Origin of the sequence: Pseudomonas sp. A6, assembly GCF_052367875.1 — a bacterium.
GTDB lineage: Bacteria > Pseudomonadota > Gammaproteobacteria > Pseudomonadales > Pseudomonadaceae > Pseudomonas > Pseudomonas citronellolis.
Window position 1 is genome coordinate 519,390 of the sequence record NZ_CP198970.1, and the last position, 25,694, is coordinate 545,083.

Consider the following 25,694-nt stretch of genomic DNA (forward strand, 5'->3'; position numbering starts at 1 on the left):
GTCGCGAAGTGCCGCCCTGTCGCCGTCGGGGCGCAAGGTTCGGCACGGATTATCGGAAAAGGCGGGTATCATAGCCCACCCGGACCCGCCCCAGGAGTCGTCCCATGCGTCAGAAACCCGAGGTGCTCGCCCGCGAGATCGTCGCCAAGAGCCGCCTGTTCGCAGTCGAAGAGCTGCAGTTGCGCTTCGCCAACGGCGTCGAGCGGACCTATGAGCGCCTGGTGGGCAAAGGCCAGGGTTATGGCGCGGTGATGGTGGTGGCGCTGCTGGACGCCGAGCACGCCGTGCTGGTGGAGGAATACTGCGCCGGCGTCGACGAATACCAGCTGTCGCTGCCCAAGGGCCTGGTGGAACCGGGCGAGGACGTGCTGGCCGCGGCCAACCGCGAGCTGAAGGAAGAAGCCGGCTACGGCGCCGGGCAGCTGGAGTACATCACCGAGCTGTCGCTGTCGCCGGGCTACATGAGCCAGCGCATCCAGGTGGTGCTGGCCCGCGACCTCTACGCCGAAAGCCTGCCGGGCGACGAACCCGAGCCGCTGCGGGTGGACCGCATCAACCTGCGCGAGCTGTCCAGCCTGGCGCAGAACGCCGCCTTCAGCGAAGGCCGCGCCCTGGCCGCGCTGTACCTGGTGCGCGACATCCTGATCCAGCGTGGGGAGCTGCAGCTCTGATGCAAGACCTGATTCCATCCGTCGTGGCGCTGGCGCAGCGCGCCGGCGAAGTCATCCTGCCGTTCTGGCGCAGCGAACTGAAAGTGGACGAGAAGGCCGACGCCTCGCCGGTGACCGCCGCCGACCTGGCCGCCCACCGCGTGCTGGAAGAAGGCCTGCGGGCGCTGGCGCCGGAGGTGCCGGTGCTGTCCGAGGAGGATTGCGCCATCGCCCTGGCCGAGCGCAGCCAGTGGTCGCGCTGGTGGCTGGTCGACCCGCTGGACGGCACCAAGGAGTTCATCGCCGGCAGCGAGGAATTCACCGTCAACGTCGCCCTCATCGAGCACGGCAAGGTGCTGTTCGGCGTGGTCGGCATTCCGGCTACCGGCCGCTGCTACTACGGCGGCGCCGGCCTGGGCGCCTGGCGCCGGGACGCGAGCGGCGCGGTCGAACCGATCAGCGTGCGCAACGCGCCCGCCGAAGCCTTCACCGTGGTGGCCAGCAAGCGCCACTCCAGCCCGGCCCAGGAGCGCCTGCTGGCCGGTCTGGGCGAGCGCTTCGGCGACCTGGAGCTGGCCAATATCGGCAGCTCGCTGAAATTCTGCCTGCTGGCCGAAGGCTCGGCCGACTGCTACCCGCGCCTGGCGCCCACCTCGCAGTGGGACACCGCGGCGGCCCAGGGCGTGCTGGAGGGCGCCGGCGGCGAAGTGCTGGACCTGCGTGGCGAAGCCTTCACCTACGAGGCCCGCGAGGATTACCTGAACGGCTCCTTCCTGGCCCTGCCGAAGGCGGCGGCCTGGCGCGACGAACTGATCCAGCTGGCTCGCGCGCTGGATTGATTTCCCGCGCCTGCGCGCGAAATCGCTTCCCGTAGGAGCGGACCTTGTCCGCGATAGCCGGACACACCGGCGTGGTTCGCGGATAAGATCCGCTCCTACGCCACGCCTCCGCGCCATTCCCATGTAGGAGCGCGCCCTGCGCGCGAAATCGCGGGCAGGGCCCGTTCCTACAGTTCAACATGAGGCATGGTGCTTCCCGTAGGAGCGGACCTTGTCCGCGATAGCCGGACACACCGGCGCGATTCGCGGATAAGATCCGCTCCTACGCCACGCCTCCGCGCCATTCCCATGTAGGACGCGCCCTGCGCGCGAAATCGCGGGCAGGGCCCGCTCCTACTGGCAAGCGAAGCGGTTCGCGAGCAAGCTTGCGCCTACCGACAGATCATCATCGCCGTGACTTTCCATGCCTGAATTACCCGAAGTCGAAACCACCCGCCGGGGCATCGCGCCCTACCTCGAAGGCCAGCGCGTCAGCCGCGTGGTGGTCCGCGACCGGCGCCTGCGCTGGCCGGTGCCCGAGGACCTGGACGTGCGCCTGTCCGGGCAGCGCATCCTGCAGGTCACGCGGCGCGCCAAGTACCTGCTGCTGGAGGCCGAGGCGGGCACGCTGATCAGCCACCTGGGCATGTCCGGCAGCCTGCGCCTGGTGGAGTGCGGCCTGGCGCCGGCCAAGCACGAGCACGTGGACATCGAGCTGGAGTCGGGCCTGGCGCTGCGCTACACCGACCCGCGGCGCTTCGGCGCGCTGCTCTGGAGCCAGGCGCCGCTGGAGCACGAGCTGCTGCGCCACCTGGGCCCGGAACCGCTGACCGACGCCTTCGAGGGCGAGCGCCTGTACCAGCTGTCCCGCGGGCGCAGCATGGCGGTCAAGCCGTTCATCATGGACAACGCCGTGGTGGTCGGGGTGGGCAACATCTACGCCACCGAGGCGCTGTTCGCCGCCGGCATCGACCCGCGCCGCGAGGCCGGGAGCATTTCGCGGGCGCGCTACCTGAAGCTCGCCGAGGAGATCAAGCGCATCCTGGCCATCGCCATCGAGCGCGGCGGCACCACCCTGCGCGACTTCGTCGGCGGCGATGGCCAGCCCGGCTACTTCCAGCAGGAGCTGTTCGTCTACGGCCGCGGCGGGGAGTTCTGCAAGGTCTGCGGCAGTACCCTGCGCGAGGTGCGCCTGGGCCAGCGCGCCAGCGTCTACTGTCCGCGCTGCCAACGCTGAGCGGGCGCTTTTCCGCTATTGCTATTGGGCGGTTCGCGAGCAAGAACTAGGCGTCCCCCTCGCTCCTACGAAGAGCGGCCGCCTGTAGGAGCGAGCTTGCTCGCGAACCCTGCCCTGCCCCCATAACAACAAGAAGGTCCATCGATGTCCGGCAACTACCTGCCCCGCAATCCTTTCGCCGAATGGCTCGGCCACAGCATGCTCAAGGCCGCCGGCTGGCGCATCGAAGGCGCGCTGCCGCCCCTCGACAAGTTCGTGGTGATAGGCGCGCACCACACCTCCAACTGGGATTTCATGCTGTTCCTGGCGGCCAAGTTCGTGCTGCGCCTGAACGCCCGCTGGTTCGCCAAGCACACCCTGTTCCGCCGGCCGTTCGGCGGCCTGCTGCGGCGCTGGGGCGGCATCCCGATCCAGCGCCACCTCAAGCTGAACACCGTGGAGCAGGCGGTGCAGGCCTTCCGCGACAGCCGCGAGATGATCCTGATCATCTCCCCCGAGGGCACGCGCAAGAAGGTCGAGCGCTGGAAGATGGGCTTCTACCACATCGCCCGCGGCGCCGGCGTGCCGGTGGTGCTGGCGGCGCTGGACTACGGCAACCGCCGCATCGTCATCGGCGAGCCGTTCCGGCCGAGCGGCGACGAGGCCGCCGACCTGCAGCGGATGCTGGCCTTCTACCGCCCCTTCGTGCCGAGGAAGCCGGAGTACGCCTTCCTCGGCGGTTGATGGCCATCACGCTGACAAGCCCTGTCGCGCTGATATAGTTAATGGCAGTCTGCCTGCCAACCCAGCATAAAAAAGGATTTACGCCATGAACCTGTTCCGCGCCCTGGCCGTCGTTCTGGCCCTGACCTTCGGTCTGTCGGCCGTTACCGCCCAGGCCTCCGACGCGATCAGCAACACCTCCAGCGGGGACCCGATCTACAGCACCGATTCGCCGCCGTTCTACAAGATGCTCGGCGACCTGATCATCGCCCGCCCGCTGCTGCTGGGCGCCACCGTGATCGGCACCGCGGCCTTCATCGTCAGCCTGCCGTTCACCGCCCTGGGCGGCAACGTCAAGGAAGCCGGCCAGGCGCTGGTGGTGGACCCGGGCAAGGCCACCTTCGTGCGCTGCCTGGGCTGCACCGAAAGCGGCTACAAGCAGGACTGATCCTCTGTCGCGCCGGTACGCCGGCGCGCCCTTCCCGAGGGGGCCATGGCCCGTAGCGAACTGAAGAAGCACCTGCGCCCGCTGCTCCTGCTGCTGGCGGCGGGCGGGCTCGGCTACGCCTTCTGGTCCAGCGCCGGGCTGCTGCAGCTGGGCGCGGGCCTGGCGCTGTTCCTGTTCGGCATGCAGTGCCTGGAGGAGGGCCTGCGCGACCTGGCCGGCAGCCAGCTGGAGCTGTGGCTCGAACGCAGCACCTCGACGCCGTCCAAAAGCCTGCTGTTCGGCCTGTGCGGCACCTTCGTGCTGCAGTCCAGCACCCTGGTCTCGCTGCTCACCATCGCCTTCATCAGCACCGGGCTGATCCAGCTGGCCAGCGGCATCGCCATCCTCTTCGGCGCCAACCTCGGCGCCACCAGCGGCATCTGGCTGCTGGCCCTGGCCGGGCAGAACCTCAGCCTGAGCCCGCTGGCCCTGCCGCTGCTGGTGTTCGGCGTGCTGGCCAGCTTCAACGGGCCCAAGAGCAAGGCCGCCGGGCGCATCCTCATGGGCATCGCCTTCATCTTCCTCGGCATCGACCAGATCAAGGAAGGCTTCTCCAGCTTCGGCGACGCCATGGACATGACCGGCCTGCAGGCCGAAGGCGTGCTGGGCGCCCTGCTGTTCGTCGGCATCGGCACCCTGGTCACCGTGGTGCTGCAGTCCAGCCACGCCACCCTGATGCTGACCCTCGCCGCGCTGGCCGGCGGCCAGCTGGAGCTGGGCCAGAGCCTGGCCATCGCCATCGGTTCCAACGTTGGCAGCAGCGTGACCACCGCCTTCGTCGGCTCCCTGGGCGGCAACCGCAACGGCCAGCGCCTGGCCCTGGCCCATGTGCTGTTCAATCTGGTCAGCGGGGTGCTCGCCTTCGTCCTGCTGGCGCCGCTGACCTGGCTGGTGCGCTGGCTGACCGCCCAGGTCGGCCTGGGCGACAACCTGCTGATCCAGCTGGCGGCTTTCCACACCCTGTTCAACGGCATGGGCGTGCTGCTGTTCTGGCCGTTGCAGACGCGCCTGGCGCAGTGGCTGATCCGCTGGCTGCCGGACGTCGAGGAGCCTTCGGTGCTGATCACCGACCTGGCCCCGGCGACCGCGGTGCAACTGCCGGAGCGCACCCATGCGCGCTACCTCAGCGAGCGCGCCCTGGACTCGGCGGACGCCGCCGCCAGCGCGGTGACCCAGGAGCTGCAGCACCTCGGGCGCCTGAGCATCGAGGTGATCTGCCACGCGCTCTACCTGCCGGTGGACCTGCTCAACCAGCCGAAGGTGGACGAGGCCGCCCTGCATGCCGGGCCGGAGCGCTTCGCCATGGACGCCCAGGCGCTCTACCAGCAGCACATCAAGGGCGTGTACGGCGACCTGTTGAGCTTCATGGGGCGCCTGGAAACGCCGCTGGACGAGGCGCACCAGCATTTCTGGATGGCCTGCCAGGTGGCGGCGCTGCAACTGGTGGACGCGGTTAAGGACGCCAAGCACCTGCAGAAGAACCTGGGGAGGGCGCTGCAGGGCGAGCCTTCGGTGGCGCGGGAATGCTATCTGGAGCTGCGCCGCCACCTGCTGGGCGCGCTGCGCGAGGTGCGCGCCATCGGCGCCCTCGACCCCCGCCAGCTGCCGGAAGGCGCCTGGGCCGCGCGCCTGGCGCTGTTCGACGAACAGGCCGCGGAGTTCGACGGCGCCTTCCGCAACCGCCTGTTCGCCGCGGTGCGCCGCCACGAGCTGGACGGCGCCCAGACCAGCTCGCTGATGAATGACCTGGGTTACGCCAGCCGTATCGTGCAGAGCCTGCGCAACGTGCTGCAGCTGCGCGTCGAGCAGGGCCTGGACGGCGCCCTGCCCGAGCGCGATGCCGACGGGGCGCCTTCGCTGCTGGTGCCCTGACTCAGTAGTGCACCGTGGTCCCGGCGGCCAGGCCGATGCCGCGCGGGTCGCTGGCGGCATCCACGTTCCCGGTCTTCTTGCGCCACAGCAGCACCTGCTGGTTGCCGTAGGACGGGGCGACTTCCTTGAGGCTGTAGCCACGGCCGTTCAGCTCGGCTTTCTGCGCTTCGGTGAAGGTGCGCGGCTCGTGCTCCAGCACGTCGGGCAGGTACTGGTTGTGGTAGCGCGGCGCGCCCACCCAGCTCTGCACCGAGCGGCCGTCCAGGTACTGCAGCATGGCGAGCAGCACCATGCTGGGGATGCGGCTGCCGCCCGGGGTGCCGAAGGCCGCCAGCTCGTCGGGGCTTTCGATGAAGCTTGGGCTCATGCTCGACAGCGGACGCTTGCCGGGGGCGATGGCGTTGGCCGCGCTGCCGGCCAGGCCGTAGGCGTTGCTGCCCTGGATGTCGGCGGCGAAGTCGTCCATTTCGTCGTTGAGCAGCACGCCGGTGCCGGGCGGGGTGAAGGTGGAGCCGAACGGCAGGTTCACCGAGAGGGTGGCGGCCACCGCGTTGCCCTGTTCGTCGATCACCACGAAGTGCGTGGTGTGGTCGCCTTCGCGCCAGCTCGGCGCCGGCGGCAGGGACGCGCTGGGCGTGGCGCGGCGCGGGTCGATGCCGGCGGCCAGGCGCTTGAGGTAGTCGGGGGCGAGCAGTTGCTGCACCGGGTTGGCGATGCGGTCCGGGTCGCCGAGCATGCTGCGGTCGTGGTAGGCGCGGCGCAGGACCTCGGCCACGTAGTGCACGCGCTGGATGGGCTCGGCTTTCTGCCAGGGCAGCTGGGCCAGCATGCCCAGGCTCTGGGCGATGGCCACGCCGCCGGCCGAGGGTGGCGGCGCGCTGACCAGCTCGCGGCCGTCGCCCAGCGGGTAGCGCAGCGGCTGGCGTTCCACCACCTGGTAGCTGCGCAGGTCTTCCAGGCTCCAGACGCCGCCGGCGGCGCGCACGCCCTGCACCAGTTGCTCCGCCGTTTCGCCTTCATAGAAGCCGCTGCGACCGTAGCGCGCCAGGCGCGACAGGGTGTTGGCCAGGTCCGGCTGGCGCAGCAGGTCCCATTCCTCGGGCAGGTTGCCCTGCTGCAGGAAGATGCGCGAGGTCTCGCGGTCCTTGCGCATGGCTTCCAGGCGGCCGGCGGCGCGGGTGATGTAGATGCGGTCGACGGAAACGCCGTCGGTGGCCAGGCGGATCGCCGGCACCAGGTTGTCGGCCAGCGGCTTGCGGCCGAAGCGGCTGGTGAGTTCCACCAGGGCCGCGGGCAGGCCGGGGATGGCGGCGGCCAGCGGGCCGTTCAGCGACAGTTCCGGCTGCACCTTGCCGTTGCGCACGTACATCTGCGCGCTGGCGGCCAGAGGCGCGCGCTCGCGGGCGTCGATGAAACGGTAGCTGGGCGTCGGCCCGGCCTGGCGCAGCAGGAAGAAGCCGCCACCGCCCAGGCCCGAGCTGTAGGGTTCGGCCACCGCCAGGGCGGCGGCGATGGCCACCGCGGCGTCGAAGGCGTTGCCGCCGCCGGCGAGGGTTTCCAGGCCGGCCACGGTGGCCGCCGGGTGGGCGCTGGCCACGGTGGCCTGGGCGACCGGCTGGCTGGCGGCATGGACGCTGGCGGCGCCGAGCAGCAACAGGCCGCAGGCGAGGGCGAGGGAACGGAAACTGTGGTTCAGCAGGGACATGGCATCTCACGAATCGTCGGGTGGCCCCGGACTGGCATCCGGGAAAAACCACGGGAGCGAATTGGGAGGATAGACAATCCCGCCGCGTCGCGGTTGCCGAATGCCCCGCGGGATTTCGGCGATCCGCCTGTCAAGCCCGCGAGGTCAGGCCTTGCCGGTGATCTTGAGGTACTTGTGCATCAGCTCGTCCTTGCTCTCGACATGGGCATCGTCGAGGGGGATGCAGTCCACCGGGCAGACCTGCTGGCACTGCGGCTCGTCGTAGTGGCCGACGCACTCGGTGCACAGGTTCGGATCGATCACGTAGATCTCCTCGCCCTGGGAGATGGCGCCGTTCGGGCACTCGGGTTCGCAGACGTCGCAGTTGATGCAATCGTCGGTGATTTTCAGGGACATCGAAAAACTCCGGCCTTGGCCCATGGCCAGGCTGTCAGCAACAGGAATGCTGCAATTTTGCCGCATTGGCGTGCGCGTTGCACGCCGGCCGGATCAATTGCCGCCTTCCCTGGCGGCGCCTGGTCAGCGCTTGAAGCGCTCGGCCAGGGCGCTGGACACCGCGGGATGGACGAACTTGGTGATGTCGCCACCCAGGGCGGCGATCTCGCGCACCAGGGTCGAGGAGATGTACGAGTACTTCTCCGACGGGGTGAGGAACATGCTCTCCACGTCCGGGGCGAGCTGGCGGTTCATGTTGGCCAGCTGGAACTCGTACTCGAAGTCCGACACCGCGCGCAGGCCGCGCAGCAGGATATTGGCGTTCTGTTCCTTGACGAAGTGCGCGAGCAGGGTGGAGAAGCCGACGACTTCGACGTTGGGCAGGTGCGAGGTGACCTGGCGCGCCAGCTCGACCCGTTGCTCCAGGGGGAACAGGGGGTTCTTCTTGGGGCTGGCGGCGACGGCGATGATCACCTGGTCGAACAGGCGCGAGGCCCGCTCGACCAGGTCGGCATGGCCTTTGGTGATGGGGTCGAAGGTACCCGGGTACAGCACTCGGTTCATCGCAGCGTCCTGGTGGTTCAAGGGGCAGGCGTGGGCATTGGCGGGGCTGGATGGTAACGCAGCAGCCCGGATGGGCCAAGCGACCTTGGTAGTGCCCGCCGGCGCGGACTACCGGATTTTCCCCGGCGGAAACCGCCGGCCGGCGCGCAAGGCCCGTGGCAGAGCCTTCGCGCCGGGATCGGAGCTCAGGCCTTGGCCAGGCGCTCGGCGAGGCCGCTGGCCAGCTGCGCGGTCAGGCCGTAGACCGACAGCTGCGGGTTGGCGCCGATGCTGGTGGGGAACAGCGAGCCGTCGTGGATCGACAGGTTCTCCAGTTGGTGGTGGCGGCCGAGGCTGTCGCACACCGATTGCTGCGGGTCCTCGCCCATGGCGCAGCCGCCCATCACGTGGGCGCTGCCCAGGCGGGTGCGGTACAGCTCAAGGCTCAGGCCGTCGATCAGCGCGCGCGCCTCGGCCGGGGTCTTCACGTAGCTGGCGTCGGCGTGCAGCGGCAGCACGGCCTTGGCACCGGCGGCGAACTGCACCTCGGCCATGGTGTGGAAGGCGCGGCGGATGCCGTCCCAGGTGTAGTCGGTCATGCGGTAGTCGAGCACCGGGGTGTCGTCGCCGCGCAGGCTCACGCTGCCCACTGCGCTATCCGGGTGGAAGCCGTCGCGCATCAGGGCGAGGATCATGTTGGTGTGCGGCAGCTGTTCCATGCGCAGGGCGTTGTCGATGCCGAAGCGGCCGAGCAGGGTGGCCGCCAGGGCCGGCTGCAGCGGCGGCACTTCCAGCTTGTAGGACATGTGCCCGGCGGTGCCGTCGTCCCACTGGAAGTGGTCGGAGTAGATCGACTGCGGTGCGCCGTAGAAGGGGTTGACCACCTCGTCGAACTGCGCGGCGCTGAAGTTCACCACGTGCAGGAAGGTGCGTTGGCCGACGCGGCCGTTGGGGTCCGGCGCCTTGGAGCGCAGCAGCACCGCCGGGCTGTTGATGCCGCCGCCGGCGAGCACGTAGTGGCGCGCCTTGACGGTGATCTTGCGGCCGGTGGGCGCCACGCAGCGCGCGTCCATGGCCAGGCATTCCAGGCCGCTGACCTTGCCGCCGTCGTGCAACAGGCGGTTGGCGCGGGCCAGGAACAGCAGCTCGCCGCCCTTGTCCAGGCTGGCCGGGATGGTGGTGACCAGCATCGACTGCTTGGCGTTGGTCGGGCAGCCCATGCCGCAGTAGCCGAGGTTCCAGCAGCCGCGCACGTTGCGCGGGATGACCTTCCAGTGGTAGCCGAGCTTCTCGCAGCCGCGGCGGATCACGTCGTTGTTGAAGTTCGGCGGCATGATCCAGGGCGCCACGCCCAGGCGTTCTTCCATCTTCGCGAACCAGGGGGCCATTTCCGCCGGGCCGTGGCCCTTCACCCCGTGTTCCCTGGCCCAGTGCTCCAGGGTGGCGTCGGGGGTTCGGAAGCTGGAGGTCCAGTTGACCAGGGTGGTGCCGCCCACGGCGCGGCCCTGGAGGATGGTGATGGCGCCATCCTTGCTCATCCGCCCGATGCCTTCCTGGTACAGGCTGGAGTAGGCCTCCGGCTCCTGCATCTTGAAGTCGGAGCTGGTCTTGAGAGGGCCTTCCTCCACCAGCAGCACCTTGTAGCCGGCGCCGCTGAGGATTTCCGCGGTGGTGCCGCCACCGGCGCCGGAGCCGATGACGACCACGTCGGCTTCCAGGGTCAGGTCGTTGTCCAGGCGCGAGCCATCGTGGACTTTCCAGCCGCGGGCCAGGCCCTCGGCGAACAGATCGGGTACGGGCATCAGGGGTACTCTCGGGAATTCTTGTTATGGGAGTGGCGGGGCTCAGACCTTCGGCGGCCCGGGGTAGCCGCAGTGCGCCCAGGATTCCGGGCGCCCGTACCAGGCCATCATCACCAGCTGCAGCAGCGAGCTGTGGCCCATCTTCAGCAGGCCGATGGAGCTGTTCTGCCAGCGTTCCAGGAAATGCTTCACGTCGTCCGCGCTGGCCTTCTCCCAGCTGCCCCAGATGCCGGTGAGCGGGCCGCGGGTGACCGGCAGGGCCAGCACGTCGAACAACTGCACGGTGAGCTTGAGCATTTCCGGCGAGAGGTGGTCGAGGGTGTGGTCGAGGCCGGCGAGGCTGGCCTGCACCGCCTCGGCCATGCGCTCGGCCGGCACGGCGCCGGCCAGCATCACCGGGATCAGGGCGCGAAGGAAGGGCAGGTCGGACTCGCGGATGACCTTCATGCCGCTGGCCGGGGTGCTGGCCGAGCAGCCGCTGAGGGTGGCGGTGACGCCGGCGGTGGCCAGGAAGGCGCCGCCGAGCAGGCCGATCTTGAGCACGCCGCGCCGGGAAAGTCCCGGCGCGCTCAGGGAGGTGTCTGTCATTGTTGTTGTTTCACCTGGGTGGAATACGCGGTTTCAGCGGACGAACAGCTTATAGACCAGTTTCTGCAGCGCCTTGCCGTAGGGCGGGTAGATCACCCGGGCGGCGTTGAAGCGCGGCTTGCTGAACACCGCCTTGGCCTTGCTGAAGGTGAGGAAGCCTTCGTGGCCGTGGTAGTGGCCCATGCCGGAGGGGCCGACGCCGCCGAAGGGCATGTCGTCCTGGGCGACGTGCAGCAGGGTGTCGTTCAGGCACACGCCGCCGGAGTGGGTCTGCGCCAGCACGTGCTCCTGCTCGCGCTTGTCGTAGCCGAAGTAGTACAGCGCCAGTGGTCGCGGCCGGTCGTTGATGTAGGCCAGGGCCTCGTCCAGGCGCTGGTAGGGGATGACCGGCAGCAGCGGGCCGAAGATCTCGTCCTGCATCACCTTCATGTCGTCGTCGACGTTCAGCAGCAGCGCCTGGGGCAGGCGCCGCCCGCTGGCTTCCGGCAGCAGGCGGATGACCTGCGCGCCCTTGGCCTCGGCATCGCTCAGGTAGCCGTTGAGGCGGGCCAGCTGGCGTTCGTTGACGATGGCGGTGTAGTCGGGGTTGTTCTCCACCGTCGGGAAGAAGCCCTGCACCACGTCGCGGTAGGCGCTGACGAACTCCTCGACGCGCTGCTGCGGCACCAGCACGTAGTCCGGCGCCACGCAGGTCTGCCCGGCGTTGAGCGACTTGCCGAAGGCGATGCGCTCGGCGGCGTCCTTCATCGGCACGTTCTCGGAGATCAGCGCCGGCGACTTGCCACCCAGTTCCAGGGTGACCGGGGTGAGGTTCTCCGCCGCGGCGCGCATCACGTGCTTGCCGACGCTGGTGGCGCCAGTGAACAGCAGGTGGTCGAAGGGCAGCTTGGAGAAGGCCACGCCGACGTCCACCTCGCCCTGGACCACGGCCACCAGGTCCTCGGGGAAGACCTTGGCCAGCAGTTCCTTGAGCACCTGGGCGGTGGCCGGGGTGGATTCGCTCATCTTGATCATCACCCGGTTGCCGGCGGCCAGCGCGGCGGTCAGCGGGCCGATGGCAAGGAACAGCGGGTAGTTCCACGGCACTATCACCCCGGCCACGCCCAGCGGCTGGTACACCACCTTCGCCGAGGCCGGCATGAACTGCATGCTGACGCTGCGCCGCGAGGGCTTCATCCAGCGCGCCACGCGTTTGCGCGCGTAGTGCACGCCGTGCAGGCTGGGCATGATCTCGGCGAGCAGGGTCTCGTCGGCGGAACGGTTGCTGAAGTCGCGGGAAATGGCCTCGATGATCGGCTGCTGCTCGCGCACCAGCAGGTCGGCCAGGCTCTTGAGCCATTGCTGGCGCTGGCCGGCGCTGGGCTGCGGGTTGGCGCGGTAGGCCTGGCGCTGGCGCTCGAACAGGCTCTGAAGCTGGTTGATGTCCTGCTGCGTCTGCTGCAGGTAGGCGATGTCGGCGACCATGGCGGGCTCCTCGGCGGACCGGCTGGGGGGAAGCGCTCCGGGTGGGGGCGCTTCGCGTTGTGCTTGTCGCTGGATTTTTAGAGCAATTACTCTAAAGTGTCAAATAGCATGCCGCGTCATCGTCGCGCGGCCCACCCAACGAAAAGCTGGGCGGCCGCCCGGAGTGTTACGCCGGCTGCATCGCACGTAGCAATCCGTGTACCTTTGCCCCTTGCCGTAGAAGAGTGATTCCGAGTCCGCGCATGGCCCCACGCATCAAGACCCGCGACCGCATCGTCCAGGAGAGCCTGGCGCTGTTCAACGCCCAGGGCGAGCGCAGCGTCACCACCAACCACATCGCCGCGCACCTGGGCATGTCCCCGGGCAACCTGTACTACCACTTCCGCAACAAGCAGGCGATCATCGCCGAGCTGTTCGCCGAGTACGAGGCGCGCGTCGATGACTTCCTGCGCCTGCCCGAAGGCCGCGGGCTGACCATCGAGGACAAGACCTTCTACCTGGAGGCGCTGCTGGCAGCCATGTGGCGCTACCGCTTCCTGCACCGCGACCTGGAGCACCTGCTGGAAAGCGACGCGGAGCTGGCCGCGGCCTACCGCGCCTTCGCCCGCCGCGCGCTGGTGAACGCCAAGGCCATCTACCGCGGCTTCGTCGAGGCCGGGATATTGCGGATGGACGAAATCCAGCTGGAAGCCCTGACCCTCAACGCCTGGATCATCCTCACCTCCTGGGTGCGCTTCCTCTGCACCACCCACGAAGTCACCGGCGACCTCAGCGAGGAACTGCTGCGGCGCGGCATCTACCAGGTGCTGGCGCTGGAGAGCGGGCACATCGCCGAGGATTCGCAGGCGGCGGTGGAGCGGATCGCCGAAAGGCTGTATGTGCCGTTGACGGAAAGTTCTTCGTAGGGGGCGTGAGTTATCCACAGGGATGATCACGGATGGCGTCCAACGTTCGGCTTTTCGTAGGAGCGAGCAAGCTCGCTCCTACGAAAAGCCGAATCGGCCTCCGCCGGTATCAATCTTTGCGCGGCCCCGGCACCAGCGGCTGGCGCAGTTCCAGACCATGCCGGAGGAAGAACCCTTCCACCCCATCGGTAGCGTCGGTGTACAGACGCGCGCCGGGGTGGTCGGCGATGAGGCGCTGCATCAGCGAAGTGCCGATGCCGCGGCCCTGGTGGCCGGGCAGCACGGCCAGCTCCGCCAGCCAGGTGGTCTGGGCGTTCTCCGGCTCGGCGCGGAGCAGGCCGACCACCTGCTCGCCCTCGCTGGCCAGTAGCACGTAGCCGGAAGATTCGCAGAGATCGCGCAATTCGTCCGCGTCGTTCGGGTGGCCCCAGCCGACGGTGCGGTAGAGTGCCGCTATGCCAACGCACTGGGCGTCGTTCAGTGAGGTGACGCGGTGGATCCGGATGGTCGCTTCGCTCATGGCTTCCCCTCCTTGCCCTTTGGCGCTTCCAGCCTGGACCATCGCTGGCCGGCCGATGCTGATCCCGGTCAAGCCGGCTTCAGCCGGCGCTGCCGTGCAGGGCCAGCAGCCAGTCGGGTATGCGTCTCTCCAGATAGTAGTCCGGCCGCCCCGGCGTGCCGCCGATGAAGCCCACATGGCCGCCGTGCTCGTGCAGCTCCAGTTCGGTGCTGGCCGAGAGCTCGTCCGCCGGCGGGATGCTGCCGGCGTCGATGAAGGGATCGTCGCTGGAATGGATGATCAGCGTCGGGGTGCGGATGCCGCCCAGGTAGAAGCGGCTGGAGGCGCGCTTGTAGTAGTCGTGGGCGTCGGCGAAGCCGTGCAGCGGGGCAGTGACGCGGCCGTCGAAATCCCAGAAGGTGCGCATGCCGTCCAGCGGTCCCAGGCGTTCCAGCGCCGCCAGGTGCTCCTGGGCGCCGCGCTGGGCGAAGCTCTGCTGCTTGTTGCGCACGTAGGCCACCAGTTCGCGCATGAAGTGCGCCTGGTAGATGCGCGAGAAGCCGATGCCGATGCGGTCGGCGCAGCGGTCCAGGCGGAACGGCACCGACACCGCTGCGGCGCCGCGCAAGGGGCAGTCCTGGCCCTGCTCGCCGAGGTACTTGAGCAGCACGTTGCCGCCCAGCGAATAACCCACCGCATACAGCGGCGCCAGCGGGCGCATGCGCCGCAGGTGCTCGACGACCGCCGCGAGGTCCTCGCTGATGCCCGAGTGGTAGCCGCGCGGCAGCAGGTTGGGCTCGCCCGAGCAGCCGCGCCAGTTCAGCGCCACGCTGGTCCAGCCGCGGGCCTGCACGGCGAACTGCAGGCCTCGGATGTAGTGCGAGTCGGAAGATCCGGTCAGCCCATGGATGGCCAGCACCAGCGGCGTGCGCGCGCTGTGCGGGCCGTGCCAGTCGAGGTCGAGGAAATCGCCGTCCTCCAGCCACAGCCGCTCGCGCTCGCGCTGCAACACCGGCGCCTTGCGCAGCAGCGAGCCGTAGAGCGTCTGCAGATGCGGGCCGGGGAGCCACCAGGCGGGTTGGAAGGGCGGAGTCATGCGGGCACGGCTCAGTTGCGGATGAGGTTCATGATCAGGTGGATCATCAGTTCTTTCTGTCGTGGATCGCTTTGCGCCACCAGCAGGGCGATGGCGGCCAGGGCGTTGTCGTTGATCTTCAGTTCGCCGTCGTGCTTGAGGTGATGCTGGTTGCGCTGCAGGAACCAGATGAACAGGAAGGCGCCAATACGCTTGTTGCCGTCGGTGAACGGATGGTTCTTGATGATGAAGTAAAGCAGGTGCGCAGCCTGCTCCTCGATGCTGGGGTAGAGGAATTGTCCGGCGAAGGACTGCGTGACGTTGCCGAGGATGCCGAGGAAGCTGTCGTCCTTGGGGCGGCCGAACAACTCGCTTGCCTCGCCCTTGGCTAGCAGGTCGGTCTTCAGGGCCGTGATCGCGGCGTGGGCATCGGCGGGTTCGATGGCGTAGCGGATGCTTTCATCGAAGCCTTCCGCGGGCAGGCGCTCGCTGTCGAACTGGTTGAGCAGCACGAAGGTGCGCGCATAGCCGGCGATGACACTCACCAGGCCCCGCGCCTCGGGCAGGCTGGCCTGGTCGATGAGGTTCTGCTGGAACAGCGTCAGCGTCCGCTCCAGTTCGCGAATGCGGGCTTGCTGGGTTTGAAGGCGGCGTTCGTTGAGTGCGTAACCCTGAACCAGGTAGTCCTTGAGTACCTGGCTCGCCCAGATGCGGAAGCGTGTGCCTTGCCGGGAGTTGACGCGGTAGCCGACGGAGATGATGGCGTCGAGGTGGTAATGCTTGAGCCGGCGCTGCACCTTTCGCCGGCCTTCCTCGCGAACTACTAAGAAATCCTTAGTAGTTGTCTCTTCCTGCAACTCGCCTTCCCGGTAGATGTTCCTCAGGTGCATCAGCACGTTTTCCGGCGTCGTGGCGAACAGCTCTGCCATCTGCCTCTGAGTCAGCCAGGCGCTTTCGCCTTCCAGACGAACTTCGGTGGTCTGGCCGCCGTCATCCGCCTGATAAATGGCGATGGGGCTCTGCGTCGGTTCGTCCATTGGCTGCTCCTTGCGCCAGGTGGTTTGGCTTATTGGCCGCTGCGCCGCCACAGCGCGTAATGCACATTCCCCGCCTGCTTCTCCCGGTGCAGCCGCCAGTTGGCCGGCAGGCCGAGGCTGGAGGGGGCGCTTTCGCTCTCGGTGTAGATCCAGGCGTCGGCCGCCAGCCAGCCGTTTTCCTCCAGCAGGCGGCAGCTGTTCTGCAGCAGGTCCTGGTGGAAGGGCGGGTCGAGGAATACCAGGTCGACCGGCGCCGGCGCCTGCTTGGCCAGGTAGGCGAGGGCGTCCTGCAGCTGCACTTCGCCGTTCTCGCACTTGAGGGTGGCCAGGTGGCCGTGCAGGGCGGCCACGGCTTCGCGGTTCAGGTCCAGGGCCAGGCCGCTGCTGGCGCCGCGGGACAGGGCTTCGAGAAACAGCGCGCCGCTGCCGGCGAAGGGGTCGAGCACGCGGGCGCCGGGGACGTAGGCGGCCAGCCAGTTGAACAGCGTCTCGCGCACCCGGTCCGGGGTCGGGCGTAGGCCCGGGCCGTCGGGGAAGGCGAAGCGGCGGCTGCGCCACTCCCCGCCGATGATGCGCAGCTGGCCCTGGCCGCCGTGCTGGCGGGCGTTGGCAGGGGCAGGGGCCTTGGGTCTTCTGTTCATCAGTGCTCCGGAACGCCGAGGGGCTGTTCGGCCGGTTTGTCGGTGGGCGGCGGCAGCGGTTTCTGCGGCACCGTGGGGCCGGCGGTGACGATGACGAAGGCGTCCGGGTCGACGTGGCGCTGCATGGCCGCCTTGACCTTGTCCACGTCCAGCGCCTGGACCTGGGCCAGGAAGGTTTCCAAGTAGTCCGAGGGCAGGCCGTAGAAGCCGATGGCGCCGAGCTGGCCGACGATGTCGGCGTTGCTCGCGGTGGACAGCGGGAAACTGCCGGCCAGTTCGCGCTTGGCGTCGTCCAGTTCCTTCTGCGTCGGGCCGTTCTTCACGTAGTCGCGGACGATGTCCTGGACCAGCTTGAGGGTGCCTTCGCTGAGTTCGGCGCGGGTCTGCAGGCCGATGGTGAAAGGCCCGCGCGCCTGCATGCCGGTGAAGCCGGAGGACACGCCGTAGGTCAGCCCGCGCTTCTCGCGCACCTGGTCCATCAGGCGGGTGCCGAAGCCGCCGCCGCCGAGGATCTGGTTGCCCAGGTACAGCGCCGGGTAGTCCGGGTCGTTGCGGGTGATGCCCAACTGGGCCAGCAGCAGGTGGGTCTGCTTGGACGGGAACTCGATGTGGCTGGGGCCCGGCTTGGGCACGGTCGGCTGGGCCACCGGCGGCAGCGCCGCGCCCTTGGGCAGCGAGGCGGAGACCTTGGCGGCGATGGCCTCGGCCTCGGCGCGGCTGAGGTCGCCGACCAGGGCGATCACCGTGTTGCCGGCGGCGTAGCCCTTCTGGTGGAAGGCGCGCAGCTGGGCGCTGCCGATCTTCGGCACCGACTGTTCGTTGCCGTCGCTGGAATGGGCGTAGGGGTGGTCGCCGTAGAGGCGCTTGAACAGTTCCAGGCCGGCCAGTTTGCCGGGGTTCTGCTTCTGGTACTCGAAGCCGGCCAGCACCTGGTTCTTGATGCGCGCCAGGGCTTCTTCGGGGAAGGTCGGCTGGCCGACCACCTGGTCGAACAGGGCGACGGCGGCTTCGCGCTTGTCCTTCTCGCTCAGGCTGCGCAGGCCGGCCACCGCCATGTCGCGGTAGGAGCCGTTCATGAAGTCGGCGCCCAGGTCCTCGAAGCCGGCGGCGATGGCGCTGGTGTCCTTGCCCGGCACGCCTTCGTTGAGCATGGCGTTGGTCAGCATGGCCAGGCCCGGGGCGTCGCCGTCCTGGCTGCTGCCGGCGGCGAAGGTCAGGCGCAGGTCGAACATCGGCAGCTCGTGGGCCTCGACGAAGAGCACGCGGGCGCCTTCGGCGGTGGTCCAGCGCTGGATGTCCAGCTGGCGGTGGCCGGGCTTCTTGCCGGCGGCCTCGGCCAGCGACTGCAGGCCGCTGGGCGCTGCGGCGGCCGGCGCCTGCGGGGCGGGGTCGCTGCCGCCGGCGGGGCGGCTGACGCAGAACGCCAGGCCGGCGATCAGCAGGAGGACGACCAGGCCGAGCAGGCCGTAGCGCAGGCCATTTCGTTCACTCATTTGCTCGGCTCCTTGTCGGTATCGGCTTGCGGCAGCACCTGGGCGAGGGTCAGGCGCGAACGGACGAAATAGGTGCGGGCGGCTTTCTGGATGTCTTCGGCCGTGACCTGGCGGATGGCCTCCAGATCCTGGTCGGCGAGGCGCCAGGACAGGCCGACGCTCTCCAGTTGGCCGATGCTGCTGGCCTGGGCGGCGATGGAGTCACGCTCGAAGACCAGCCCAGCGATCAGCTGGGCGCGCACGCGCTCCAGTTCTTCCTGGCTGGGCGGGGTGGTCTTGAGTTCGTCGAGCTGCTGCCAGAGGGCCTTCTCCACCTGCTCCAGGGTCTTGCCCTTCTGCACGTTGGGGGTGGCGCTCAGGGTGAACAGGGTGTCGCCGCGGGCGAAGGCGTCGTAGGAGGCGGAGGCGCCGGCCACCAGCTCCTGGCCGCGCTCCAGGCGCGAGGACAGGCGGGCGCTGTAGCCGCCGTCGAGCAGCGCGGAGATCAGCCGCAGGGCATGCGCCTCGCGGGGGTTCTCGCTGCTGCCCAGGCTGGGCACGTTGAAGCCCATGATCAGGCTGGGCAGCTGGGTGCGAACTTCAAGGGTGAGGCGGCGTTCGCCCGGGTCGGGCACTTCCAGCGGCTTGCGCGCCGGCGGCAGTTCGCGCCGCGGGATGTCGCCGAACCAGCGCTGGGCCAGGGCCTTGACCTCCTCGGGCTGGACGTCGCCGACCACCACCAGGGTGGCGTTGTTCGGCGCATACCAGGCCTTGTACCAGGCGCGCAGGTCGTCGATGGTCATGCGCTGCAGGTCGGCCATCCAGCCGATGGTCGGCGAGTGGTAGCCGCTGGACAGGTAGGCCGCGGCCTTGAAGCGCTCGTAGGCGAGGGCGTAGGGCTTGTCCTCGGTGCGCAGGCGGCGTTCTTCCTTGATCACCTCGATCTCGCTCTTGAACTGGTCGGCCGGCAGTGTCAGGTGCGCCATGCGGTCGGCTTCCAGTTCGAAGGCCACCGGCAGGCGGTCCTTGGCCAGCACCTGGTAGTAGGCGGTGTAGTCGTCGGTGGTGAAGGCGTTCTCCTCGGCGCCGAGGTCTCGCAGCACGCGCGAGGCTTCGCCCGGGCCCATCTTGCTGCTGCCCTTGAACATCATGTGTTCCAGGGCGTGGGACAGGCCGGTGAGGCCGGGCGTCTCGTAGCTGGAGCCGATCCTGTACCAGAGCTGGGAGACCACCACGGGGGCGCGGTGGTCTTCGCGAACTACCAGCTTGAGCCCGTTGTCCAGTACGTATTCGTGGGTCGGCTGGGGTTCGGCGGCGAGGGCGAACAGCGGCAGGCAGAGTACGCCGCAGAGCAGGCCGAGCGCGCGGCGGGGAGGTTTCTTCATGGTCGAACAGGTCCTTGCTGGTGGCCCGAAGGGCGGTGGCATGGCTGTCGGGCAGCCGCCTAACCCCGGCAGGCGAGGAGATGCTAGGATACCCATCCGTTTTCCGGGCGGCCACGTCCCGTGCCGCTCCCTTGAGATGCAAGCCATTCATGTTTGGTTCCAACGACGACAAGAAGGCCCCGCAGGGCGGGGAGAAGAAAGGCCTGTTCAGCTGGTTCCGCAAGAAACCCCAGGCCGAAGAAACCGTAGCGCCAGCCTCCGAAGCCGAGGCGGCCCCTGCGCAGGCGGCGCAAGCCCCGGCAGCGCAGCCTGAGCAAGCCGCAGCGGTCCCGGTGGCCGAAGCGCCCCGGCCGGCGCCCGTCGACGAACTGCGCACGCCGCTGCCCGTGGCCCCTGCCGAACCTCTGGCGCCGGCCCCGCAGGCTGAAAGCCAGCCGGCCGAGCCGCTGGAGCCGGTCCGCCCGGTCGAACCGCAGATTCCCGCCGAGCCGCAGCCCCCTGTCGAGGCAGTCGCGCCCGTTGCCCCCGCCGCGCCCGTGGTCGAGCCTGTCCCGGCTCCGGCTCCGGCTCCGGCTCCGGCTCCGGCTCCGGTCGCGGAGCAGCCGGAGGTCGCCGAGCCCGCGCCCGCCGCCATCGAGAAGCCCGCCGTTCCATCCGAAGCGGCCAAGCTCGGTTTCTTCGCCCGCCTCAAGCAGGGCCTGTCGAAGACCAGCGCCAGCCTCGGCGAGGGCATGGCCAGCCTGTTCCTGGGCAAGAAGGCCATCGACGACGACCTGCTCGACGAGATCGAGACGCGCCTGCTGACCGCCGACGTCGGCGTCGAGGCCACCACCGCCATCGTGCAGAACCTGACCAGGCGCGTGGCGCGCAAGGAGCTGGCCGACAGCGAGGCGCTGTACAAGGCCCTGCAGGAAGAACTGGCCGGCCTGCTGCGCCCGGTGGAGCAGCCGCTGGCCATCGCGGCCGGCAAGCAGCCCTACGTGATCCTCGTGGTCGGGGTGAACGGCGTGGGCAAGACCACCACCATCGGCAAGCTGGCGAAGAAGCTGCAGATGGACGGCAAGAAGGTCATGCTGGCCGCCGGCGACACCTTCCGCGCCGCTGCCGTGGAACAGCTGCAGGTGTGGGGCGAGCGCAACAGCATCGCGGTGATCGCCCAGCACACCGGCGCCGATTCGGCCTCGGTGATCTTCGACGCGGTGCAGGCCGCCAAGGCCCGTGGCGTCGACGTGCTGATCGCCGACACCGCCGGGCGCCTGCACACCAAGGACAACCTGATGGAAGAGCTGAAGAAGGTGCGCCGGGTCATCGGCAAGCTGGACGACACGGCTCCCCACGAGGTCCTGCTGGTGCTCGACGCCGGCACCGGGCAGAACGCCATCAACCAGGCCAAGCAGTTCAACAACGCCGTGGAACTCACCGGCCTGGCCCTGACCAAACTGGACGGCACCGCCAAGGGCGGGGTGATCTTCGCCCTGGCCAAGCAGTTCGGCCTGCCGATCCGCTACATCGGTGTCGGCGAAGGGATCGACGATCTGCGCACCTTCGAGGCCGACGCTTTCGTCCGTGCATTGTTCGAGACCCGGGAGATCGCATGATCCGCTTCGAGCAGGTCGGCAAACGCTATCCCAACGGCCACGTCGGCCTGCATGACGCCTCGTTCCGCATCCACCGCGGCGAGATTCTCTTCGTCACCGGCCACTCCGGCGCCGGCAAGAGCACGCTGCTGCGGCTGATCCTGGCGATGGAGCGGCCGACCTCCGGCAAGCTGCTGCTCGGCGGCCAGGACCTGGCGCGCATCACCACCGCGCAGATTCCCTTCCTGCGCCGGCAGATCGGCGTGGTGTTCCAGAACCACCAGTTGCTCAACGACCGCACGGTGTTCGACAACGTCGCCCTGCCGCTGCAGATCCTCGGCCTGCCCAAGGCGGAGATCGCCCAGCGGGTGGAGGCGGCGCTCGACCGCGTGAGCCTCAAGGAGAAGGCCGAGGACCTGCCGTCCGACCTCTCCACCGGCCAGCAGCAGCGCGTCGGCATCGCCCGCGCGGTGGTGCACCGCCCGGCCCTGCTGCTCGCCGACGAACCCACCGGCAACCTCGACCCGCGCCTGGCCTCGGAGATCATGGGCGTGTTCGAGGACATCAACCGCCTCGGCACCACCGTGCTGATCGCCAGCCACGACCTGGCGCTGATCGCGCGCATGCGCCATCGGATGATCACCCTGCAGCGCGGGCGGATCATCGCGGACCGCGAGGAGGAGGCCTGATGAACGATCAGCAACTGCCGCACGCCCCGGAGGAGGGCACGCAGCCGAAGAAGAGCCGCGAGCGCGTGGAGAAGGAATCCACCGACTGGGGCCAGCTGTTCAGCGCCTACGGCGAAAGCCATCGCGCCAGCCTGGTGGACAGCCTCAAGCGGATGTTCGGCCACCCCTTCGGCAGCTTCTTCACCTGCCTGGTGATGGGCATCACCCTGAGCCTGCCGATGGGCCTGTCGCTGCTGCTGGGCAACGTCGAGCGCCTGGGCGGCTCCTGGCAGCGCGCGGCGCAGATTTCCCTGTACCTGGACCTGAAGACCAGCGAGAGCCAGGGCCAGGACCTGCGTGAACAGATCGAGCGCATGCCCGACGTGATCGAGGCGCAGCTGATCAGCCGCGAGGACGCGTTGAAAGAGCTGCAGGAACAGTCCGGCCTGGGCGAGGCGCTCAAGGAGCTGCCGGAGAACCCGCTGCCGGCGGTGATCTCGGTGACGCCCAAGCAGGTCGACCGCAACCAGCTCGATGCCTTGCGTCAACGCCTGGCCGAACTGCCCGGGGTACAACAGGCGCAGCTGGACCTGGTGTGGGTCGAACGGCTGTCGGCGATCCTCAAGCTGGGTGACCGTTTCGTCTTCGGCCTGACCGTGGTGCTGGTGCTGACCCTGCTGCTGGTGATCGGCAATACCATTCGTCTGCACATCGAAAACCGCCGTAACGAAATCGAAGTGATCAAGCTGGTCGGCGGGACCGACGGCTACGTGCGTCGGCCCTTCCTTTATATGGGCGCGCTCTACGGCCTGGGCGCCGGCATCCTGTCCTGGGCCCTGCTGGAGTTCGGGCTGAACTGGCTGAACGCCTCGGTGGTCAACCTGGCCGGCCTCTACGGCAGCGATTTCACCCTGGCCGGCGTGCCCTTGAACGACGGCCTGTCGCTGACCATAGGCGCGGTGCTGCTGGGCTGGATCGGCGCCTGGCTGGCCGTGGCGCGGCACCTGCGGGAGCTGGCGCCGCGCTGACAAACGACTGATTTACCCGGTTTTCTTCAAGGCTGTAAAGGAACTTTTACACCCGCTTGCAGTCAGATCGCTCAGTGCTACACTGCGCGAGTTTCGTGAATCGGAGGATTCGCATGACCACTTCTTTGCAACCTGTCTATGCCCTGGCTCCCGGCGCGAACCTGGAAGCCTACGTGCACTCGGTGAACAGCATCCCGCTGTTGACGCCGGAGCAGGAGCGCGAACTGGCCGAACGCCTCTTCTATCAGCAAGATCTGGAAGCGGCACGGCAAATGGTGCTGGCGCACCTGCGCTTCGTCGTGCACATCGCCCGGAGTTATTCCGGGTACGGCCTGGCCCAGGCCGATTTGATCCAGGAGGGCAACGTCGGCCTGATGAAGGCCGTGAAACGCTTCAACCCGGAAATGGGTGTACGTCTGGTGTCCTTCGCCGTGCATTGGATCAAGGCGGAAATCCACGAGTTCATCCTGCGCAACTGGCGGATCGTCAAGGTCGCCACCACCAAGGCGCAGCGCAAGCTGTTCTTCAACCTGCGCAGCCAGAAGAAGCGTCTGGCCTGGCTGAGCAACGACGAAGTCGAACGCGTCGCCGAGAGTCTGGGCGTGGAAGCCCGGGAAGTACGCGAGATGGAAAGCCGCTTGAGCGGCCAGGACATGGCCTTCGACCCGGCGGCCGACGCCGACGACGAAAGCGCCTACCAGTCGCCGGCGCACTACCTGGAAGACCATCGCTACGACCCGGCGCGCCAACTGGAGGAAGCGGACTGGAGCGACAGCTCCACCGCCAGCCTGCACGAGGCGCTGGAAGGCCTGGACGAGCGCAGCCGCGACATCCTCCAGCAGCGCTGGCTGGCCGAGGAGAAGGCGACGCTGCACGACCTGGCGGCCAAGTACAACGTGTCCGCCGAGCGCATCCGTCAGCTGGAAAAGAACGCGATGAACAAGCTCAAGGGGCGCATCGAGGCGTAAGCGCCCGCTGCACCGCTAGACTGAAGACCGCACCCCTCGGGGTGCGGTTTTTTTCTGCCCGCGAATGCCCGGAGACCCGATGCCCCGACTACGCCCGGCCCATGGCCTGCTGATCCTCGCCTTCGCCCTGCTGGCCTTCGCCGCCGGCCTGTGGGTGGCGCGCTCCACGGCGCCGCTGCCGCCGCCGGCCTGGCTGGAGGACTGGCAGCGCGAGGTGTTCGGCCCCCTGGCCGACGGCACCCTGGACCTCGGCCAGTTGCACAGCTGGCAGGAGGGCGCGCTGTGGCTGACCCGCGACCAGCAGGGTGCCCAGCTGAGCTACCGTGGCACCCTGGGCACGCCCGACGGACCCTGGCGCATGGAGGCCGAACTGGTGCTGAGCGACGAGGAGCGCAGCAGCCTGCAGAAGGCCACGGGCATAGCGCCGGGGGCACCCGATCAACCGCTCAGCGACGCCATGTTGGAACAGCTGCGCCGGCAGACGGTGGCCTCGGTGCTGCTGGCGCCCAGCCAGACGCTGAGCGTCGGCCGCCTGGTGGCCAGCTTCGGCCCGCCGCGCCTGCGTTTGCAGACCGACGGCGGCGAGGCCTGGATCTATCCCGAGCGCGGCCTGACGCTGCTGCACCGCAATGGCGAGCTGGTCTGGCTGCAGGTGGTGCCGCGGGAGAGCCTGGCGCACTGAGCGAGGCTCAGCGCAGGCGTTCCAGGTAGTCGGGGCCGCCGAGCTGCCACATCTGCTGGCGGATCCAGGCGGCGCGCTGGCGCACGTAGCCGCTGGGGCGCGCAGCGCTCCACTGGCGCGGGTTGGGCAGCACCGCGGCGAGTTGCGCGGCCTGCTGCGCCGACAGGCGGCTGGCGTCGACGCCGAAGTGGTGGCGCGCGGCGGCCTGGGCGCCGAACACGCCATCGTCCCACTCGGCGCTGTTCAGGTAGACCTCGAGGATGCGCTGCTTCGGCCAGAGAGTTTCCAGCAGCACCGTGAACCAGGCTTCCAGGCCTTTGCGCAGCCAACTGCGGCCGGACCAGAGGAACAGGTTCTTGGCGGTCTGCTGGCTGATGGTGCTGGCGCCGCGGAGGCTCTTGCCACGGCCGTTGTGGGCCAGGGCCTGCTCGATGGCCGGCAGGTCGAAGCCATGGTGCTCGGCGAACTTCTGGTCTTCGCCGGCGATGACCGCCACCTTGAGGTTGTCGGAAATCGAGTCCCAGCTGCGCCAGTCGCGCTGCAGGTCGATGGGCTGGCCGTTGAACCAGGACTGCACTTTGCGCTCGACCATCAGCATGCTGCCCGGCGGCGGCACCCAGCGCAGGACGACGACCACGGCCACGCTGCCCAGGGCGAACCAGAGGAGGAACTTGATCAGGCGGCGGAACAATGTGCGCATGCGAGGGTTTGCCCGGGCGATAGTGCGCGTCATTATAACGGCCCTGACCTATCGGGGAGTTTCCCATGTTGCGTACCTTCCTGCTGTTCGCTGCCTTCTTCGGCTTCACCGGCGTGGCCCTCGGCGCCTTCGCCGCCCACGGCCTGAAGAGCCGCCTGAGCTCCGACTACCTGGCGATCTTCCAGACCGGCGTGCACTACCAGATGCTCCATGCCCTGGCCCTGTTCGGCGTGGCGCTGCTCTCGGCGCACCTGGGCGGCCGCCTGGTGGGCATCGCCGGCGGGTTCTTCGTCGCCGGCATCCTGATCTTCTCCGGCAGCCTCTACCTGCTGACCCTGACTTCCACTCCAGTGCTCGGCGCCATCACCCCTATCGGCGGCGTCTGCTTCCTCGCCGGCTGGCTGTGCCTGGGCCTGGCGGCCTGGAAGCTGACGGGCTGACCCGGACGTCAGAATCGCCGGCCGATGCCCCGCTTGCGCCTTGGTCATCGCCGGCTCTCGGGCTAGAATGCCCACCCCCTCCAATCGCGACGGTGCTGCCCATGCGTATCCAGTTGAACGGCGAACCCTACGAGCTGCCCGACGGCCAGAGCGTGGCCCACCTGCTCGAATGCCTGGAACTGGGCGGGCGCCGCGTCGCGGTCGAACTGAACCTGGACATAGTGCCGCGCAGCCAGCACGCCGCCACCGCCCTCAAGGAGGGTGACCAGGTGGAGGTGGTGCACGCCATCGGCGGCGGCTAGGCCGTCGCTTCC

The 25,694-nt window shown here is 68.6% G+C and carries 27 protein-coding genes; 14 read left to right on the plus strand and 13 right to left on the minus strand.

Features of this window, described 5'->3' with window-relative positions:
* The first annotated feature begins 104 nt into the window (after nt 1-104).
* From nudE to ACTWJ5_RS02330, 6 genes are all read left to right on the plus strand, one after another.
* Nucleotides 105-671, plus strand: coding sequence for an ADP compounds hydrolase NudE (nudE, locus tag ACTWJ5_RS02305; RefSeq protein ID WP_009615159.1), 567 nt, complete (start codon nt 105-107; stop codon nt 669-671).
* Nucleotides 671-1,489 carry a 3'(2'),5'-bisphosphate nucleotidase CysQ gene (cysQ, locus tag ACTWJ5_RS02310; RefSeq protein ID WP_116424734.1) on the plus strand — a complete coding sequence of 273 codons (819 nt, stop codon included), beginning with the start codon at nt 671-673 and terminating at the stop codon, nt 1,487-1,489. Before nudE ends, cysQ begins: the two co-directional genes overlap by 1 nt.
* A gap of 403 nt (nt 1,490-1,892) precedes the next feature.
* Entirely contained in the window at nt 1,893-2,705 is an 813-nt protein-coding gene (mutM, locus tag ACTWJ5_RS02315) for a bifunctional DNA-formamidopyrimidine glycosylase/DNA-(apurinic or apyrimidinic site) lyase (protein ID WP_043313994.1), read from the plus strand.
* 144 nt (nt 2,706-2,849) lie between these two features.
* Nucleotides 2,850-3,428, plus strand: coding sequence for a lysophospholipid acyltransferase family protein (locus tag ACTWJ5_RS02320; protein WP_444437393.1), 579 nt, complete (start codon nt 2,850-2,852; stop codon nt 3,426-3,428).
* 85 nt (nt 3,429-3,513) lie between these two features.
* The gene (locus ACTWJ5_RS02325; RefSeq protein ID WP_043269552.1) at nt 3,514-3,855 is read left to right on the plus strand and encodes a hypothetical protein; all 342 of its coding nucleotides are present in this window, start codon (nt 3,514-3,516) and stop codon (nt 3,853-3,855) included.
* Between the two features lie 45 nt (nt 3,856-3,900).
* Entirely contained in the window at nt 3,901-5,766 is a 1,866-nt protein-coding gene (locus ACTWJ5_RS02330) for a Na/Pi cotransporter family protein (protein WP_074977913.1), read from the plus strand.
* Nucleotide 5,767: 1 nt separating this feature from the next.
* On the opposite strand, the gene ggt is transcribed toward ACTWJ5_RS02330, so the two are convergent.
* The 6 genes from ggt to ACTWJ5_RS02360 all read right to left on the minus strand — a co-directional run bounded on the left by ggt (nt 5,768) and on the right by ACTWJ5_RS02360 (nt 12,303).
* Nucleotides 5,768-7,471, minus strand: coding sequence for a gamma-glutamyltransferase (ggt, locus tag ACTWJ5_RS02335; protein WP_074977909.1), 1,704 nt, complete (start codon nt 7,469-7,471; stop codon nt 5,768-5,770).
* A 144-nt stretch (nt 7,472-7,615) separates the two neighbouring features.
* On the minus strand, nt 7,616-7,867 hold the full coding sequence (locus ACTWJ5_RS02340) for a YfhL family 4Fe-4S dicluster ferredoxin (protein WP_043269546.1): 252 nt from the start codon (nt 7,865-7,867) through the stop codon (nt 7,616-7,618).
* Nucleotides 7,868-7,990: 123 nt separating this feature from the next.
* On the minus strand, nt 7,991-8,470 hold the full coding sequence (coaD, locus tag ACTWJ5_RS02345; RefSeq protein WP_009615178.1) for a pantetheine-phosphate adenylyltransferase: 480 nt from the start codon (nt 8,468-8,470) through the stop codon (nt 7,991-7,993).
* 185 nt (nt 8,471-8,655) lie between these two features.
* A complete protein-coding gene (locus ACTWJ5_RS02350; protein ID WP_444437394.1) occupies nt 8,656-10,251 on the minus strand; it encodes a GMC family oxidoreductase N-terminal domain-containing protein in 1,596 nt (531 codons plus the stop codon).
* Between the two features lie 42 nt (nt 10,252-10,293).
* Nucleotides 10,294-10,839, minus strand: a complete 546-nt coding sequence (locus ACTWJ5_RS02355; RefSeq protein WP_043269542.1) for a twin-arginine translocation pathway signal protein — start codon at nt 10,837-10,839, stop codon at nt 10,294-10,296.
* A gap of 33 nt (nt 10,840-10,872) precedes the next feature.
* Complete coding sequence (locus ACTWJ5_RS02360) at nt 10,873-12,303, minus strand: coniferyl aldehyde dehydrogenase (protein WP_444437395.1); 1,431 nt, start codon at nt 12,301-12,303, stop codon at nt 10,873-10,875.
* A gap of 242 nt (nt 12,304-12,545) precedes the next feature.
* On the opposite strand from ACTWJ5_RS02360, the gene ACTWJ5_RS02365 reads away from it, so the two are divergent.
* Nucleotides 12,546-13,208, plus strand: a complete 663-nt coding sequence (locus ACTWJ5_RS02365) for a TetR/AcrR family transcriptional regulator (protein ID WP_116424740.1) — start codon at nt 12,546-12,548, stop codon at nt 13,206-13,208.
* A gap of 109 nt (nt 13,209-13,317) precedes the next feature.
* Here the strand turns inward: ACTWJ5_RS02365 and ACTWJ5_RS02370 are convergent, their stop codons facing one another.
* The 6 genes from ACTWJ5_RS02370 to ACTWJ5_RS02395 form a co-directional block, all read right to left on the minus strand.
* Complete coding sequence (locus tag ACTWJ5_RS02370; RefSeq protein WP_074977896.1) at nt 13,318-13,728, minus strand: GNAT family N-acetyltransferase; 411 nt, start codon at nt 13,726-13,728, stop codon at nt 13,318-13,320.
* Nucleotides 13,729-13,807: 79 nt separating this feature from the next.
* On the minus strand, nt 13,808-14,803 hold the full coding sequence (locus tag ACTWJ5_RS02375) for a hydrolase (protein ID WP_116424742.1): 996 nt from the start codon (nt 14,801-14,803) through the stop codon (nt 13,808-13,810).
* An 11-nt stretch (nt 14,804-14,814) separates the two neighbouring features.
* Nucleotides 14,815-15,819, minus strand: coding sequence for a virulence protein RhuM/Fic/DOC family protein (gene rhuM, locus ACTWJ5_RS02380; protein ID WP_074977890.1), 1,005 nt, complete (start codon nt 15,817-15,819; stop codon nt 14,815-14,817).
* A gap of 29 nt (nt 15,820-15,848) precedes the next feature.
* Nucleotides 15,849-16,460 (minus strand): 16S rRNA (guanine(966)-N(2))-methyltransferase RsmD, encoded by a 612-nt coding sequence (gene rsmD, locus ACTWJ5_RS02385; RefSeq protein WP_253391856.1) that lies wholly within the window; start codon nt 16,458-16,460, stop codon nt 15,849-15,851.
* The gene (locus ACTWJ5_RS02390) at nt 16,460-17,953 is read right to left on the minus strand and encodes a M16 family metallopeptidase (protein ID WP_444437396.1); all 1,494 of its coding nucleotides are present in this window, start codon (nt 17,951-17,953) and stop codon (nt 16,460-16,462) included. Before ACTWJ5_RS02390 ends, rsmD begins: the two co-directional genes overlap by 1 nt.
* Complete coding sequence (locus tag ACTWJ5_RS02395; protein ID WP_253408001.1) at nt 17,950-19,359, minus strand: M16 family metallopeptidase; 1,410 nt, start codon at nt 19,357-19,359, stop codon at nt 17,950-17,952. Before ACTWJ5_RS02395 ends, ACTWJ5_RS02390 begins: the two co-directional genes overlap by 4 nt.
* Before the next feature lie 107 nt (nt 19,360-19,466).
* Between ACTWJ5_RS02395 and ftsY the strand changes: the two genes are divergently transcribed.
* From ftsY to ACTWJ5_RS02420, 5 genes are all read left to right on the plus strand, one after another.
* On the plus strand, nt 19,467-20,915 hold the full coding sequence (gene ftsY, locus ACTWJ5_RS02400; RefSeq protein WP_444437397.1) for a signal recognition particle-docking protein FtsY: 1,449 nt from the start codon (nt 19,467-19,469) through the stop codon (nt 20,913-20,915).
* Nucleotides 20,912-21,583: a cell division ATP-binding protein FtsE gene (ftsE, locus tag ACTWJ5_RS02405; protein ID WP_009615202.1), complete on the plus strand. Its 672-nt coding sequence runs from the start codon at nt 20,912-20,914 to the stop codon at nt 21,581-21,583. Before ftsY ends, ftsE begins: the two co-directional genes overlap by 4 nt.
* Nucleotides 21,583-22,590: a permease-like cell division protein FtsX gene (gene ftsX / locus ACTWJ5_RS02410; protein WP_009615204.1), complete on the plus strand. Its 1,008-nt coding sequence runs from the start codon at nt 21,583-21,585 to the stop codon at nt 22,588-22,590. Before ftsE ends, ftsX begins: the two co-directional genes overlap by 1 nt.
* A gap of 113 nt (nt 22,591-22,703) precedes the next feature.
* Nucleotides 22,704-23,558: an RNA polymerase sigma factor RpoH gene (rpoH, locus tag ACTWJ5_RS02415; RefSeq protein WP_074977877.1), complete on the plus strand. Its 855-nt coding sequence runs from the start codon at nt 22,704-22,706 to the stop codon at nt 23,556-23,558.
* Between the two features lie 79 nt (nt 23,559-23,637).
* Nucleotides 23,638-24,240 (plus strand): hypothetical protein, encoded by a 603-nt coding sequence (locus ACTWJ5_RS02420; protein WP_043313979.1) that lies wholly within the window; start codon nt 23,638-23,640, stop codon nt 24,238-24,240.
* 7 nt (nt 24,241-24,247) lie between these two features.
* Here ACTWJ5_RS02420 and mtgA read toward each other — a convergent pair whose 3' ends face one another.
* Nucleotides 24,248-24,973 carry a monofunctional biosynthetic peptidoglycan transglycosylase gene (gene mtgA / locus ACTWJ5_RS02425; RefSeq protein ID WP_074977874.1) on the minus strand — a complete coding sequence of 242 codons (726 nt, stop codon included), beginning with the start codon at nt 24,971-24,973 and terminating at the stop codon, nt 24,248-24,250.
* 32 nt (nt 24,974-25,005) lie between these two features.
* Here mtgA and ACTWJ5_RS02430 point away from each other — a divergent pair, with 32 nt between their 5' ends.
* Nucleotides 25,006-25,380: a DUF423 domain-containing protein gene (locus tag ACTWJ5_RS02430; protein WP_074977872.1), complete on the plus strand. Its 375-nt coding sequence runs from the start codon at nt 25,006-25,008 to the stop codon at nt 25,378-25,380.
* A 101-nt stretch (nt 25,381-25,481) separates the two neighbouring features.
* Complete coding sequence (gene thiS, locus ACTWJ5_RS02435) at nt 25,482-25,682, plus strand: sulfur carrier protein ThiS (protein WP_074977870.1); 201 nt, start codon at nt 25,482-25,484, stop codon at nt 25,680-25,682.
* Nucleotides 25,683-25,694 lie beyond the last annotated feature (12 nt).

Excerpts from the sequence above, each read along its gene's own strand:
- nudE (WP_009615159.1), top strand. The coding sequence starts at position 105 with ATGCGTCAGAAACCCGAGGTGCTCGCCCGCGAGATCGTCGCCAAGAGC.
- cysQ (WP_116424734.1), top strand. The coding sequence starts at position 671 with ATGCAAGACCTGATTCCATCCGTCGTGGCGCTGGCGCAGCGCGCCGGC.
- mutM (WP_043313994.1), top strand. The coding sequence starts at position 1,893 with ATGCCTGAATTACCCGAAGTCGAAACCACCCGCCGGGGCATCGCGCCC.
- ACTWJ5_RS02320 (WP_444437393.1), top strand. The coding sequence starts at position 2,850 with ATGTCCGGCAACTACCTGCCCCGCAATCCTTTCGCCGAATGGCTCGGC.
- ACTWJ5_RS02325 (WP_043269552.1), top strand. The coding sequence starts at position 3,514 with ATGAACCTGTTCCGCGCCCTGGCCGTCGTTCTGGCCCTGACCTTCGGT.
- ACTWJ5_RS02330 (WP_074977913.1), top strand. The coding sequence starts at position 3,901 with ATGGCCCGTAGCGAACTGAAGAAGCACCTGCGCCCGCTGCTCCTGCTG.
- ggt (WP_074977909.1), bottom strand. The coding sequence starts at position 7,471 with ATGTCCCTGCTGAACCACAGTTTCCGTTCCCTCGCCCTCGCCTGCGGC.
- ACTWJ5_RS02340 (WP_043269546.1), bottom strand. The coding sequence starts at position 7,867 with ATGTCCCTGAAAATCACCGACGATTGCATCAACTGCGACGTCTGCGAA.
- coaD (WP_009615178.1), bottom strand. The coding sequence starts at position 8,470 with ATGAACCGAGTGCTGTACCCGGGTACCTTCGACCCCATCACCAAAGGC.
- ACTWJ5_RS02350 (WP_444437394.1), bottom strand. The coding sequence starts at position 10,251 with ATGCCCGTACCCGATCTGTTCGCCGAGGGCCTGGCCCGCGGCTGGAAA.
- ACTWJ5_RS02355 (WP_043269542.1), bottom strand. The coding sequence starts at position 10,839 with ATGACAGACACCTCCCTGAGCGCGCCGGGACTTTCCCGGCGCGGCGTG.
- ACTWJ5_RS02360 (WP_444437395.1), bottom strand. The coding sequence starts at position 12,303 with ATGGTCGCCGACATCGCCTACCTGCAGCAGACGCAGCAGGACATCAAC.
- ACTWJ5_RS02365 (WP_116424740.1), top strand. The coding sequence starts at position 12,546 with ATGGCCCCACGCATCAAGACCCGCGACCGCATCGTCCAGGAGAGCCTG.
- ACTWJ5_RS02370 (WP_074977896.1), bottom strand. The coding sequence starts at position 13,728 with ATGAGCGAAGCGACCATCCGGATCCACCGCGTCACCTCACTGAACGAC.
- ACTWJ5_RS02375 (WP_116424742.1), bottom strand. The coding sequence starts at position 14,803 with ATGACTCCGCCCTTCCAACCCGCCTGGTGGCTCCCCGGCCCGCATCTG.
- rhuM (WP_074977890.1), bottom strand. The coding sequence starts at position 15,819 with ATGGACGAACCGACGCAGAGCCCCATCGCCATTTATCAGGCGGATGAC.
- rsmD (WP_253391856.1), bottom strand. The coding sequence starts at position 16,460 with ATGAACAGAAGACCCAAGGCCCCTGCCCCTGCCAACGCCCGCCAGCAC.
- ACTWJ5_RS02390 (WP_444437396.1), bottom strand. The coding sequence starts at position 17,953 with ATGAGTGAACGAAATGGCCTGCGCTACGGCCTGCTCGGCCTGGTCGTC.
- ACTWJ5_RS02395 (WP_253408001.1), bottom strand. The coding sequence starts at position 19,359 with ATGCCACCGCCCTTCGGGCCACCAGCAAGGACCTGTTCGACCATGAAG.
- ftsY (WP_444437397.1), top strand. The coding sequence starts at position 19,467 with ATGTTTGGTTCCAACGACGACAAGAAGGCCCCGCAGGGCGGGGAGAAG.
- ftsE (WP_009615202.1), top strand. The coding sequence starts at position 20,912 with ATGATCCGCTTCGAGCAGGTCGGCAAACGCTATCCCAACGGCCACGTC.
- ftsX (WP_009615204.1), top strand. The coding sequence starts at position 21,583 with ATGAACGATCAGCAACTGCCGCACGCCCCGGAGGAGGGCACGCAGCCG.
- rpoH (WP_074977877.1), top strand. The coding sequence starts at position 22,704 with ATGACCACTTCTTTGCAACCTGTCTATGCCCTGGCTCCCGGCGCGAAC.
- ACTWJ5_RS02420 (WP_043313979.1), top strand. The coding sequence starts at position 23,638 with ATGCCCCGACTACGCCCGGCCCATGGCCTGCTGATCCTCGCCTTCGCC.
- mtgA (WP_074977874.1), bottom strand. The coding sequence starts at position 24,973 with ATGACGCGCACTATCGCCCGGGCAAACCCTCGCATGCGCACATTGTTC.
- ACTWJ5_RS02430 (WP_074977872.1), top strand. The coding sequence starts at position 25,006 with ATGTTGCGTACCTTCCTGCTGTTCGCTGCCTTCTTCGGCTTCACCGGC.
- thiS (WP_074977870.1), top strand. The coding sequence starts at position 25,482 with ATGCGTATCCAGTTGAACGGCGAACCCTACGAGCTGCCCGACGGCCAG.